This window comes from Bacillus sp. FSL L8-0099 (assembly GCF_038006385.1).
GTDB lineage: Bacteria > Bacillota > Bacilli > Bacillales > Bacillaceae_G > Bacillus_A > Bacillus_A toyonensis.
Genome location: NZ_JBBOVC010000001.1, coordinates 3,934,469 through 3,947,085, shown reverse-complemented (window position 1 = coordinate 3,947,085; position 12,617 = coordinate 3,934,469). Strand labels below are relative to the sequence as shown.

At 35.1% G+C, this 12,617-nt stretch carries 15 protein-coding genes; 11 read left to right on the top strand and 4 right to left on the bottom strand.

Annotated features, from left to right (window positions below; translation table 11 throughout):
• Nucleotides 1-56 precede the first annotated feature (56 nt).
• Nucleotides 57-509 carry a YlbF family regulator gene (locus tag MHH42_RS19835; protein WP_000634357.1) on the top strand — a complete coding sequence of 151 codons (453 nt, stop codon included), beginning with the start codon at nucleotides 57-59 and terminating at the stop codon, nucleotides 507-509.
• Nucleotides 510-635: 126 nt separating this feature from the next.
• The gene (locus tag MHH42_RS19830) at nucleotides 636-902 is read left to right on the top strand and encodes a YlbG family protein (protein ID WP_002093356.1); all 267 of its coding nucleotides are present in this window, start codon (nucleotides 636-638) and stop codon (nucleotides 900-902) included.
• A 56-nt stretch (nucleotides 903-958) separates the two neighbouring features.
• Here the strand turns inward: MHH42_RS19830 and MHH42_RS19825 are convergent, their stop codons facing one another.
• Nucleotides 959-1,348 carry a DUF7147 family protein gene (locus MHH42_RS19825; protein ID WP_000616007.1) on the bottom strand — a complete coding sequence of 130 codons (390 nt, stop codon included), beginning with the start codon at nucleotides 1,346-1,348 and terminating at the stop codon, nucleotides 959-961.
• 651 nt (nucleotides 1,349-1,999) lie between these two features.
• Here MHH42_RS19825 and rsmD point away from each other — a divergent pair.
• Nucleotides 2,000-2,566 carry a 16S rRNA (guanine(966)-N(2))-methyltransferase RsmD gene (rsmD, locus tag MHH42_RS19820; RefSeq protein WP_001266984.1) on the top strand — a complete coding sequence of 189 codons (567 nt, stop codon included), beginning with the start codon at nucleotides 2,000-2,002 and terminating at the stop codon, nucleotides 2,564-2,566.
• Nucleotides 2,563-3,054 (top strand): pantetheine-phosphate adenylyltransferase, encoded by a 492-nt coding sequence (coaD, locus tag MHH42_RS19815; protein ID WP_000200597.1) that lies wholly within the window; start codon nucleotides 2,563-2,565, stop codon nucleotides 3,052-3,054. Before rsmD ends, coaD begins: the two co-directional genes overlap by 4 nt.
• Here the strand turns inward: coaD and ylbJ are convergent.
• Nucleotides 3,046-4,275, bottom strand: a complete 1,230-nt coding sequence (gene ylbJ / locus MHH42_RS19810) for a sporulation integral membrane protein YlbJ (protein WP_016109036.1) — start codon at nucleotides 4,273-4,275, stop codon at nucleotides 3,046-3,048. The two genes, coaD and ylbJ, sit on opposite strands and share 9 nt — an antisense overlap.
• A 113-nt stretch (nucleotides 4,276-4,388) precedes the next feature.
• Here ylbJ and MHH42_RS19805 point away from each other — a divergent pair, with 113 nt between their 5' ends.
• Both MHH42_RS19805 and MHH42_RS19800 read left to right on the top strand, forming a co-directional pair.
• A complete protein-coding gene (locus MHH42_RS19805; protein ID WP_000662585.1) occupies nucleotides 4,389-5,180 on the top strand; it encodes a patatin-like phospholipase family protein in 792 nt (263 codons plus the stop codon).
• On the top strand, nucleotides 5,173-6,219 hold the full coding sequence (locus MHH42_RS19800) for a SepM family pheromone-processing serine protease (RefSeq protein WP_340893938.1): 1,047 nt from the start codon (nucleotides 5,173-5,175) through the stop codon (nucleotides 6,217-6,219). The genes MHH42_RS19805 and MHH42_RS19800 overlap by 8 nt, the downstream gene beginning before the upstream one ends.
• Nucleotides 6,220-6,235: 16 nt before the next feature.
• Here the strand turns inward: MHH42_RS19800 and MHH42_RS19795 are convergent, their stop codons facing one another.
• Complete coding sequence (locus MHH42_RS19795) at nucleotides 6,236-7,477, bottom strand: nucleotidyltransferase (protein WP_165406209.1); 1,242 nt, start codon at nucleotides 7,475-7,477, stop codon at nucleotides 6,236-6,238.
• A gap of 153 nt (nucleotides 7,478-7,630) precedes the next feature.
• Between MHH42_RS19795 and MHH42_RS19790 the strand changes: the two genes are divergently transcribed.
• The 3 genes from MHH42_RS19790 to MHH42_RS19780 all read left to right on the top strand — a co-directional run bounded on the left by MHH42_RS19790 (nucleotide 7,631) and on the right by MHH42_RS19780 (nucleotide 9,002).
• Nucleotides 7,631-8,131 carry a YceD family protein gene (locus MHH42_RS19790; RefSeq protein WP_000872142.1) on the top strand — a complete coding sequence of 167 codons (501 nt, stop codon included), beginning with the start codon at nucleotides 7,631-7,633 and terminating at the stop codon, nucleotides 8,129-8,131.
• 61 nt (nucleotides 8,132-8,192) lie between these two features.
• The gene (gene rpmF, locus MHH42_RS19785; protein WP_001984764.1) at nucleotides 8,193-8,366 is read left to right on the top strand and encodes a 50S ribosomal protein L32; all 174 of its coding nucleotides are present in this window, start codon (nucleotides 8,193-8,195) and stop codon (nucleotides 8,364-8,366) included.
• A 129-nt stretch (nucleotides 8,367-8,495) separates the two neighbouring features.
• Nucleotides 8,496-9,002: an RsfA family transcriptional regulator gene (locus tag MHH42_RS19780; protein WP_000246458.1), complete on the top strand. Its 507-nt coding sequence runs from the start codon at nucleotides 8,496-8,498 to the stop codon at nucleotides 9,000-9,002.
• Nucleotides 9,003-9,034: 32 nt separating this feature from the next.
• On the opposite strand, the gene MHH42_RS19775 is transcribed toward MHH42_RS19780, so the two are convergent.
• Nucleotides 9,035-9,508, bottom strand: a complete 474-nt coding sequence (locus tag MHH42_RS19775; RefSeq protein ID WP_000506686.1) for an N-acetyltransferase — start codon at nucleotides 9,506-9,508, stop codon at nucleotides 9,035-9,037.
• A 294-nt stretch (nucleotides 9,509-9,802) separates the two neighbouring features.
• On the opposite strand from MHH42_RS19775, the gene panE reads away from it, so the two are divergent.
• Together panE and bshC are read left to right on the top strand one after the other, a co-directional pair.
• Nucleotides 9,803-10,687: a 2-dehydropantoate 2-reductase gene (gene panE / locus MHH42_RS19770; protein ID WP_016109034.1), complete on the top strand. Its 885-nt coding sequence runs from the start codon at nucleotides 9,803-9,805 to the stop codon at nucleotides 10,685-10,687.
• Nucleotides 10,688-10,766: 79 nt separating this feature from the next.
• Nucleotides 10,767-12,383, top strand: coding sequence for a bacillithiol biosynthesis cysteine-adding enzyme BshC (bshC, locus tag MHH42_RS19765; RefSeq protein WP_016109033.1), 1,617 nt, complete (start codon nucleotides 10,767-10,769; stop codon nucleotides 12,381-12,383).
• Nucleotides 12,384-12,617: the final 234 nt, after the last annotated feature.

Genomic DNA, 12,617 nt, shown 5'->3' with positions numbered 1-12,617 from the left:
TTCAATTAGTAGTTCTATTCTAAATGTGGTATGATGAATACTCGGAGGTGTCTCTCATGATTGTAGCGACGCTAGAAAGCGTATTAATATTAGATAAGGCAGAGCAGCTTGCAAAAGCGATCATCTGTTCAGATATAGCAGAAGATTATCGTAAGTGTTATAAAGAATTGCATGAGGATGTGGAAGTTCAGACATTAATTCAGCAATTTACAGCGATGAAGGAACGATATGAGGAAGTGCAGCGTTTTGGGAAATACCATCCTGACTATACTATCGTGTCAACAAAAATGAGGGAATTAAAGCGTTCTGTAGACTTGCATGATAAGATTGCAACCTTTAAACGAGCAGAAACTGCTTTACAAAAGTTATTAGATGAAGTTAGTGTAGCAATTGGTTCTGAGGTATCCTCTTCTATTAAAGTTCCAACAGGAAATCCATTTTTCGATGCTGGTGGCTGTGGCGGAGGTTGCGGTACTGGCGGAGGTTGCGGTTGTAAAAAAACGGGGTGATATACCCCGTTTTTTAGAAGATGTAAGAAAACGTATACAGAGTTTGTTTCATTATGTCATAAATTTCTGGTTAGTTTTCAAAAAATATAAAATATAAGTTTTTAAAAGGAGAAGATGGAGAAGATTATGTTCGGGCAACGACAAAGTATGATTGTTTATTTACATTCATTGAAACATGCCAAGATTTTAAGAAAATATGGTAACATACATTACATATCAAAACGATTAAAATATGCCGTTGTATATTGTGATATGGAACAAATTGAGCATATGATGCATAAGTTGAATAAACTTCCTTTTGTGAAAAAGATAGAACAGTCGTACCGTCCGTTTTTAAAAACGGAATTTGAAAATTCCCGTCCTGATCGGGCAAAAGAATACGATTATAGTTAAAGTAAAAAAATCCCCTGCTACGTTTAGCGTGGGATTTTTTTACTTTAAATAAAGTGTTATTTCATTGGAGGAATGAAATTATTCATTCGTAAAATACCAATTAGATGATTGAAAAATAGTTCTTTTTCTGGGAAAGTTGTGGACGGTTTTACAGTAAATGTGGTCACTTTTTTTCCTAGTTTTTCTGCCATTTCTTCAAATAAAATGACACGTTTACTTTTTTTATTTTCAGGCATAGGAATACCTTCACGACATATGTATAATGGCTGGAAATCACCAGTAGTGGTCGGTTTTAATATTACAACAAGCGAGCATACTTTCTTTTCGTTTTTAATTGTTTCAAATTGTAACATATGTGTTATACGTTCTTGGTTTGCTTTGGCAATTTCAAGTAATTCATATAAATCAGAGTAGCCTTCTCCAAGTTCTATAAAGCGTTGAATCATATCTTTTCCTCCTCTTTCTTTTACTGTACCATCTCACTTTTTAAATGAAAAGTAGACAAAGAAAAAAAACCCTGCAAAGCAGGGCCCTTCTTATACTAGTATGTACTAGTAAGAAGGCAAAGGGAGAGGAGAAACCGGAGGAAGAACTTATGGGGAAACGTAAGTCTTCTCCGCGGTTGGCAACAACATCGAAGGTGATGTTGTTATAATTATTTATGTCCAATCTAAATGAAGATATACATAATGAATTTAAATTTTATGTTTGGCTTTTTATTTTTCTTTTTTTTATTTTATGATAGGATAAAAAAAGATAAAGTGAAACTTTAATCAGTGGGGGGCATCCCCGCTGATTATTAGCCTTCACCAATCGGGCGTTTACGGGCAGTTAATTTCCCACCTCACTTTTTGTTCTAACCGAATTTTGAGTTGGGAGTTTTACTGCCCGTTAATGCGGGGGAAAGTGGAATTAATGTACATAATGGGTTTGTGTTAGCGAATGGCGAGATAAATACATAAAAAATGACGAGCGGTTATTTTTAGAGAAAGTTTCTTATGGATAGGTGAAAGTTACATATAGTTTTGCAGCGGTTACTGAAGTGGGAAATTATTTTATAAGCGCTCGATAGATTGAAATAAAGGTAGTGACAACAGATGAGAGTAGTTTCAGGAAAATGTAAAGGGCACCCACTTAAAGCGGTTCCCGGCAATACAACACGTCCAACGACGGATAAAGTAAAAGAATCTATTTTTAATATGATAGGCCCTTATTTTGATGGTGGTACCGCTCTTGACTTATTTGGCGGTAGTGGTGGCCTTGGAATTGAGGCTATAAGTAGAGGGATTGAAAAAGCGATTTTTGTTGATCGAGATAGTAAAGCAATAAAAGTCATTCATCAAAATTTAGAAAGTTGTAGAATACATGAACAAGCTGAAGTGTATCGAAATGATGCAGAGCGTGCGGTGAAAGCGCTCATAAAGCGTGAAATGTCATTCGATCTTATACTAATAGATCCTCCATATAAAGATCAAAAAATTGTATCTTTGATTAGTGTGATGGATCAACATGGATTGCTACATAGAGATGGATTAATTATGTCAGAGCATGGTAATGATGTTGTTTTACCTGATTCTATAGGGAATCTTGTAAAAGTAAGAGCTGAAAATTATGGGATTACAGCAATATCGATTTATAAGTATGAAGGTGAGGAGACGGAATGACAAGTATAGCTATTTCTTCAGGGAGTTTTGATCCAATTACCCTTGGGCATCTTGATATTATTAAAAGGGGAGCAAAAGTGTTTGATGAAGTGTACGTAGTTGTTTTAAACAATTCATCAAAAAAACCATTCTTTTCAGTTGAAGAACGTCTAGATTTAATTCGAGAAGCAACAAAGGATATCCCAAATGTAAAAGTGGATTCGCATAGTGGGCTATTAGTGGAGTATGCAAAAATGCGTAATGCAAATGCAATTTTACGTGGTTTACGAGCGGTTTCTGACTTTGAATATGAGATGCAAATTACTTCTATGAATCGAAAATTAGATGAAAATATTGAAACCTTTTTTATAATGACAAACAACCAATATTCATTTTTAAGTTCGAGTATTGTGAAAGAAGTTGCGAGGTATGGAGGAAGTGTAGTAGATCTTGTGCCTCCTATTGTAGAGCGTGCTTTAAAAGAAAAGTTTCAAACCCCGTTAAAGTGAACGGGGTTTTTCTTTATTCATGCGTAAAAACAATAAGATAACATATAAGTATAAACAAAATAATGTGAAAATCGGTCCGTAGTGTACAAAAGATGTCCAAATTTCAAGTAGTGTAGAAGAATGATTGGATAAAAATACGGGAATATCTTTTTCCATAGGTGAGAAAGAACTTACTTTCTCATAAAAAGGTTTCCAAAATATAAACGTAAAAATAGGAGCAAGAATACTTTGGATAATTCGTGCGAAAAAATATGGCTTAAATCGGATATCCGTTTCAGCTAGTATGCTAGCAACTTGTGCCTGAATTGAAAGGCCGCTAAATGCTAAAATGAAGCTTGTTACCATCGCTTGTTGCAGAAGGGGTGTTTCATTTATTTGACTAATCATTTGGCTTCCGAGTGTCATTTCAAAAATACCTGATAATATCGGAATACTAAAATCAGTACTTAGTTGGAAGAATGATAAAATATGTTGCATAATAAAAGAAAGAGTTGCTGTAATATGGAATACAGTAATCATTTTGTTTAACACAGAAAATAAAATAATAAATCCGCCAATCATAAGTAATGTTTGAATGGAAGAAACGATAGCGTCCCCAAGTAATTTTCCTATTGGTCTTTTTTCTTGCAAGCGTGTTTGGTGAAGGATTGAAAAAGGGTTTTGAAAAGGACGTTTTTTAGTAGTTTGTTTATCATTTGTGTAAGATGTGTTATGCCCGTAAAAACGCATTATTAATCCGACGGCAAAGTTGCTTAAATAATGTGCAGCAGCTAGTACGATTCCTAATTTCGGATTATTGAAAAAACCGATAGAAACAGCTCCAAAAATAAAAAGTGGATTAGAAGAGTTTGTGAAAGATACGAGGCGCTCGGCTTCAATTTGTGTTATTTGATCGCTTTTTCGCAGTCTAGCGCTTAATTTGGCGCCAGCAGGGAACCCTGAGGCCATGCCCATTGCCCAAACAAATCCACCTATTCCTGGAACGCGAAAAAGTGGTCGCATGAGTGGTTCTAATATAACGCCTATAAATTTTACAACACCGATACTAATTAGAAGTTCCGCAATGATGAAAAACGGTAATAGTGAAGGGAATACAACTTCCCACCATATATTTAACCCTCGAATGGAAGCTTGCAAAGCAGCTTGGGGGTGGAGTACAAGAGAAAAGGTTAAAAATAGTGTTGATATGGTAAGGAAAGCGGTTTTCCATTTTTCATACATGTAAGTAAATCCCCCTTTGTCCCAAAAAACGTTCATTTCAGTATACGTGGATACGTGGTGAATTTAGACCATAAGTATGAAAAAGGGATGAAAAAAATTAAAGGGTGAGAAAAATGAAAGAACCGAAGATTGGTTTAGCGCTTGGATCTGGGGGAGCGAAAGGATTTGCTCATATTGGCGTTATAAAAGTTTTAAGGGAAGCGGGTATCCCGATTCATATGATTGCAGGGAGTAGTATGGGGGCCTTAATAGGTACATTTTATGCAGCTGGCTGTAACGTTGAACGATTGTATAAATTGGCGACTGTTTTTAAGAGGAAATACTATTTAGATTTCACGGTACCAAAAATGGGGTTTATTGCTGGTAAACGTGTCAAAGATATGATTAAAATGTTTACATATAATAAAAATTTAGAAGAGTTAGATATCCCGACAGCTGTTGTGGCTACTGACATATTGAAGGGGGAGAAAGTGGTTTTTACAAGTGGTCCTGTTGCAGATGCGGTGAGGGCTAGTATATCTGTCCCTGGAGTGTTTGTGCCAGAAAAGGTAAATGGACGATTATTAGTAGATGGTGGAGTGATTGATCGCATCCCAGTTTCGGTTGTAAAAGAGTTAGGTGCCGATATTGTTATTGCTGTTGATGTATCTCCGATTAAGGTGAATGGTGAGGTTACATCTATTTATGATGTAATTATGCAAAGTATTGAAATTATGCAGCATGAGCTTGTAATGAATCGGCAAATTGCATCAGATTTAATGATGCGACCAGCTGTGGAACAATTTAGTTCACGTGCTTTTACAAACATTGAAGACATTATTCGAGTCGGAGAAGTAGAAGCAGAAAAACATGTTTCAAATATTTATTTATTAATTGAGCAGTGGAAGGAGAAACATAATGTTTAAGCGTTTTCGGTTTATATATGCAATCTTAATAGGTGTGATATTGGCGATGTTACTTGTTTATGTGCGTTTACCGTACTATGTAACAAAACCAGGAATGGCTGCGAAATTAGAGCCGTATGTCCAAGTTGAGGGTGGAACAAAAGAATCTGGTGATTTTATGCTTGTAACGGTTTCGATGGGGCCGGCAAATGTGGTGAATTTAATAGCGGCACAATTTAATAAATATACACATGTTTCGAAGGCGGAAGAAATATTGCAAAGGGGCGAGAGTGATGAAGAATATCAATTCCGCCAAAATTATGCAATGAAAGACTCGCAAAATGCAGCAATTTATAATGCGTATAAACAAGCGAATCGTACTGTTTCTTTTGAAAATAAAGGTGTATTAGTTGCTGGTGTAGCGAAGGGTATGCCGTCAGAGGGGAAGCTTAAGCTTGGAGATATCATCATAGCTGTCGACGGAAAAACATTCGAAAAGACGGATCAATTTATTGAGTATATGACAGGGAAAATGACAGGGAAAAAAGAAGGAGATACAGTAAATATTGAGTACATGCGAGGCGGAAAACAGTTAAAAGAAAATTTAAATGTAAAGACAATTCCTAATGGAAATGGCCGCGTAGGTATAGGTGTCTCTATCGTGACGGAAAGAGAGTTAGTAGTAGATCCGAAAGTGAAAATTGATTCCCATGAAATAGGTGGGCCATCAGCAGGCTTAATGTTTACATTAGAAATATATAATCAACTTGTGGAAGAAGATTTAACAAAAGGACATGAAATTGCTGGAACAGGTACAATTAATGAAAAGGGAGAAATTGGCCCAATTGGTGGTATACAGCAAAAAGTGGTAGCTGCTAGTGATGCGGGTGCTGAGGTGTTTTTTGCGCCAAATGAAAAAGGTGCGGAGAAATCCAACTATAAAGATGCACTTGAGGCTGCGAAAGATATTAAAACAAAAATGAAGGTTGTACCAGTGGATACGCTGGATGATGCGTTGAAGTATTTGGAAAAAATGGGTGAGAAAAATAAACCTCTCTGAAATAGAGAGGTTTTTCTTATAGAAACGTTGTAGTTGTTTCATCGTAACGAATTGGACGGTGTGTTACGTCTTGTTTTAGTAGTTGTGTCCGTAATGGTTCTTGCATGATAGAGAAATATACAGAATTGGCTTTTCGCTCTATATGTAAAGTAGGATGGTCAAAACTTTTTGTATGAGTAAGGATTGGAAGTTCTATTTTTTTCTTGTTTTTTGAAATATAAGTTTGTCCTTTTTGTGACATGCCGAGTAGACGAATATACGGTGCATGTTGTTCTATATTTGCCGTATGCATCTCTTCTTTTGTCGTGTTTGTTAAAATATGTGTACAGGCTCTTTGTAATCTAGTCCATGTATAACGTTTTGTTTTTAATGCTTCCATGAATGAGTGGAAGGAAGAGCTGTTTTGTATTTTTGATAAAATACGATGCTCTAAACCTTCTTCGATTTCATATATATGTCGTAAGTCCCCTGGAGACATCGTCATAAGTTTGTATTTAAAAAATGAAAAGTATTGTTCCCAATTATGTAATATCCCGAAGTTTTGTTTATAAGTTGCTAAAAGAGAAGCGGTTGCTTTCGGGATAAAAGGCTCAATTTCTGTAAATGAACCATTTTCGCTAAAGAGTTGTTTACGAATACTCGTTGCACTTGCGATATGTTGGTTGCTAAATGTTTCATCGTGATAATGAGATGCGTATCTTTTTATAGTTTGTGCTTGTATAGAACTATTTTGCGCCAGAATTGCTTTTATGTATTGAAAGCCTAAAATGTTATTTGGTTGTGACATATCGATGTTTTTTTTGGATGGTAAAATGTGTAGAAAGGCTTCAGATGTAGCTTTGGCGTAACTATTACCTGCGCTCATAAATTGCTTTACGAGACGATTAAAAGTCGCTTCTTCGTTTTTTTGTACAGAGATGGTATTATAAAAATTTTCGATTTGTCCATCTTCACTGCCAAAACAAATTTCAGAAACGCGTAAGGCATTTAAGATGGAAATAGCACCATTTGCAAAAGTTTCAGCTTTTTGTGTTGCAAATGCGTATGGAAGCTCTACAATAAGGTCTACACCGCTTGCTAAGGCCATTTTAGTGCGATACCATTTGGAAATGAGTGCGGGCTCACCACGCTGCAAAAAAGGGCCACTCATAACGGCAATTATAATATCAGAGTGTGTTAACTTTTTTGTTTGTTGCACATGATAATCATGACCGTTATGAAAAGGGTTATATTCAACGACAATACCACTGGCTTTTATGATAATCTCTCCTTTCGATGTAGCATCTTTTTGGAAAACATGATACTCTATATATTATTTACTATGATGACTTCATTATAGTGTAAAGAAAAAACATTGACAAATATAAAATGGCTAGCTATAATTTTGTTTGTTGCCTTGAGGTGATATGATATGAAATGGTCCATCCATCAATTGAATAAATTGAGAAATAAAGGATTGACATTGGATGAGATGGTAGATGTAAGTGAGCTAAAAGAGGTCGAGAAAGATATTCGTGAAATTAATCCTGTTCATGTAACAGGAAGAGTTGATTTTGGCTCCGGGAAGTTTACGTTCCATCTACATATAACTGGAAGCATGGTTTTACCATGTTCTCGCTCTTTAGTAGATGTGACATTACCATTTGACATTAAAACAACTGAGGTGTTCCAAACTTCAGAAGAAGAGTTTGAAACAGAAGCTGAAATTCATTGTTTAGAAGGAGAAGTACTTGACTTACTGCCCGTAATCAAGGAAAATATACTTTTGGAGATTCCAATGCAAATTTTCAGTGATGATGTTTCTGGTGGAGCACCGATGCAAGGTCAAGACTGGCAAGTGATTTCGGAAGAAAACAAAGAAAAGGCTGTTGATCCAAGATTGGCAGGACTTGCAAAGTTTTTTGACAAATAATCGGAAGACTGGTTTAGGCCTTCATATGAAAATAATTATTTCTTTTAAGGAGGTGGGAAGAATGGCTGTACCTTTTAGAAGAACTTCTAAAACAGTAAAAAGAAAGCGTCGTACGCATTTCAAATTATCAGTACCTGGTATGGTAGAGTGCCCAAGCTGTGGTGAAGCGAAATTAGCTCACCGTGTATGTAAAGCATGCGGTACTTACAAAGGTAAAGAAGTAATCAGCAAGTAATTGCGGGAAAATAAACGTAGAAGATATCTTCTGCGTTTATTTTTTTTGTTTTATTCTTTAGTTGTTGTATTCTATCTTTTCTAGTAACTGCATATGCTTAATAAAAAATGCATAGGGAGGACTAGAGAGATGGCGACAACAAGACAAGATGCTTGGACTGATGATGAAGATTTGCTTCTGGCAGAAGTAGTACTCCGGCATATTCAAGAAGGTGGAACGCAACTTTCTGCCTTTAAAGAAGTGGGAAGACATTTGTCTCGTACACCAGCAGCATGTGGATTTAGATGGAATTCTTACGTGAGAAAGCAATATAAAGAACGTATTGAAGAAGCGAAACAACTTCGTAAAGTAGAAAATTATGAAGTGAAAGAGACGGAGGTATTAGAGCCTACGTCAATTACACTGAATGATGTTATTGATTTCTTGCAAAATTATAAAGATGAAAACTCTTTAATGGTGTTGCAAAAACAAGTTGAATCGCTACAAACAGAGAGAGAACGACTTCTAGAGCGATTATCAGTATATGAGGAAGAGTATAGAACATTACTTGATTATATCGATCAAAAAAGAAGTGTAATGGTAGCGGAAAGAAATAGTGTTCGTTCGAATGGAAAGTTAGAGAAGTTAAAGAAATAAAAACAGCTGTTACGCAGCTGTTTTTTTATTTCTTATGCAGATTCCTCGTTTGTAATCGCATTCATATTTGTTTCTGGATGCCAAATATAAAAATCACCATTAGTTACTGATACAGGTTGGAAATTTAATTTATCCCAAAAACCAGCCGAATGGATACGTGCTATCGTTTTAACTGGGAACTGTAGTTGTTTTGCATAATTCACAAGCATTTGTCCAAATCCTTGTTTTTGAAAAGTTGGTAACACTTCAAGTTTATAAAGTTCTAGGTAAGGGCCAGTAATTTCAAATGGTTCGCCACCATCCCTTTTCATATATAGACTCATACGTGCGATTAGTGATCCGCCATAATAAATACCATAAAATGGTGATTCGCTATTGTTTTCAATAATGTTTGCTTGTAACTCTTCCAACATAGATAGTTCTAGAGCTCCGCAACCTTTAAATTTTTTAAATTCATCTAATGTTTTATAATTGATGAGCAAGCGCTCAACTTTTGGGAATCCCATTACATCACATCCTTTTCTTATCTTGTTGAATCCAGAAAAGTAAAAATATTTATAATAATATTATAACTTATTTTTTTATTTTTATGAAGAAGATAGTATATTTCTTTTATTATTTTTTTGAGGATTTGCTAAACTAAGAATAGAAGCACGTTAATAAGTAGTATATACATAGTGAAAGAAGAGGTTGCATTTATCTGTTAGGAGTCAGTGCAAGCGTAGGATGTGTGCATGTGAATTAGAAAGATACAAAGGGAGGGAAGGCAAGGAAATTTAATATGAATTCCTTGGGTGAAAATGAAAATTGGAATTGTAGGATCAGGTGCTATTGGTCTATTATATACATTTTATTTACAAAAAAGTAATCAAGATGTCACGTTGTTTACAAGGACGGCTAAGCAGGCTGAAGAATTGAATAAAACAGGTGTAACTTGTATTAGAGATGGGAAACGTGAAACGGTATTTCCATCCATTTTACCGATAGAATATATGTTAGATCAGAAGTTAGATTATACATTTATTGCTGTGAAGCAATACCATATAAATGACATATTACCGTTTGTGCAAGGAGAATCATCATTAATCTTTTTGCAAAACGGAATGTCGCATCTTCATGCTATACAGAAAATAAGGAATGAGAATATAGCTGTTGGTATTGTAGAACACGGTGCGAAAAAAGAAGAAAGGTATACGGTCCATCATACTGGAATAGGTATAACGAAGTTTGGGGTAGTGCGCGGTCCATCTTTATATTTTGAAAAAGTATTCAATTATTTTCCTTTTGCTCATTTTCCAATTCAAATAGAGGCTGATTGGAAAGGTATTATGTACAAAAAATTAGTAGTAAATGTATGTATTAATCCATTGACAGCGTTATTGCGGGTTCAGAACGGTGAGTTAATTACGAATCCTTTTTTTTATCAAATGATGGAGCAAGTATTTAGGGAAGTTGCATTTCTTGTTAGTGAAGAACAAGAAATGGTATGGGAAATGGTACGAGGTATATGTGAAAGAACGTCTCATAATACATCATCTATGCTAGCAGATGTAAGGGCGAATAGACAAACGGAAATCGATGCGATTGTTGGATATGTGTTAGAGGAAGCTAAGAAACAGCAACGACCAGTTCCGACACTTCAATTTTTGTTCGATGCAATAAAAGGATTAGAAGTAAAAGAATAAGTGTTATTCTTTGCTTTTACGTGAAACATTGACTACAATGTGGATTGGTGAGAGAACTGGATACGAAAGGAAGAATTATATGGAGATAAACGAAATCTCTGTTCCGCAACAAGGTATTGTAGCGGACTATATGAACGGTAAAAAAGAGATACAGTCGTGTTTTGATTATATGTTAACAGAAGTTGCTTTTAAACAACGTTTACATGATTTGCGTGAAAGGAAGTTTTTCCGCCAAGAGTTAGTAGCGCATTTATTAGAATATAATACAAAATTGCAAGCGGGAGAATCTACAATTCAAAATGTAAAAGCGCTTGGAGATGAAAATACATATGTTGTTATAGCTGGACAACAAGCGGGGTTATTAACTGGACCGCTTTATACAATTCATAAAGTTATTTCAATTTTACAGCTTGCAAAGGAAAAGGAAGAAAGTTTAGGCGTTAAAGTCGTTCCTGTATTCTGGATTGCTGGTGAAGATCATGATATGGATGAGATTAATCATACTTTTGTAACGAAAAATAAAAAAATAAAAAAGACTATTTTTCATGACCGTAATCCGAAAAAGGCGAGTGCTTCTGAGTCTGAACTGTCTGTTGAAGATTGTAGAAAATGGATGGAAGAGATTTTTAAAACATACCCAGAAACGAATTTTACAAAGGATGTATTACGATTTGTAGATGATGCTTTGAATAAATCGAATACGTATGTAGATTTCTTTGCTTACCTTATTACAAAAATGTTTGCTAATTCTGGTTTAATTCTTGTTGATTCGCATCATCCTGAATTAAGGAAGTTAGAGGTTCCATTCTTCAAACGTATTATAAGCAAGTATAAAGAAGTGCAAGAGGGGCTTCACAATCAGCAGGAAGTAATTAAAGAATTAGGGTATAAACCAATTATTGAAACAAAGTCTAATGCAGTGCATATATTCATGGAAATCGATAATGAGCGAGTGCTGCTTGAAGACAATCAAGGAAAGTTTGTCGGAAAAGATGGGACACATTCTTTTTCATATGAAGAATTGATTGAAGAGTTGGAGAGAAGTCCAGAGCGTTTTAGTAATAATGTTGTAACACGTCCTCTTATGCAAGAGTATGTATTTCCTACGCTAGCGTTTATTGGAGGTCCAGGGGAGATAGCTTATTGGAGTGAACTGCAACAAGTATTCCATACTGTTGGTTTCCAAATGCCGCCTGTCGTTCCTCGTCTTACGATGACTTATATAGAGAGAGATATAGCGACAGATTTAAATGATTTACAGTTGCAAGAAAATGATCCGTTTTTACATGATGTAGATAAATTACGTGAAAACTGGTTGTCTGATCAAATAGAGGAACCAATCGATGATCGATTTGTAGAGGCGAAAAAAGAAATTATTGATATTCATACATCATTACAACAGTTTGTGAAAAAAATAGATCCAGGATTAAGTGAGTTCGCAGGGAAGAATGAGTTGAAAATTAATGAACAAATTGAACTGTTAGAAAGAATGTTGAAAAGAAATGTTGAGAAAAAACATGAAGTTCAACTAAATAAATTCCGCCGTATACAATGTGCAATTCGTCCATTAGGAGCTCCGCAAGAGCGCGTGTGGAATGTATGTTATTATTTAAATCAGTTCGGTTTGGATTTCGTTGATCGAGTGATGGAGAATTCATTTTCTTGGGATGGAAAACATCATGTTATAAAACTATAGAATCTTGCTCTTTGGAGCAGGATTTTATTTTTATTCTGTTGAATTTACTGTGAAGTGAAATTTTTCTGAATTATCGTTTTATAACTGGTAGAGATTGTATATATGTAGGATACTTAAATATATGACAAAATCACACAAAATGTAAACGTATTATTCTCTTTTTCGACAGTTTTTTATTTAAATTCCCGCAAAAAATGATAAAATTTAGTATATAATAAAAGAAAATAGCGATTT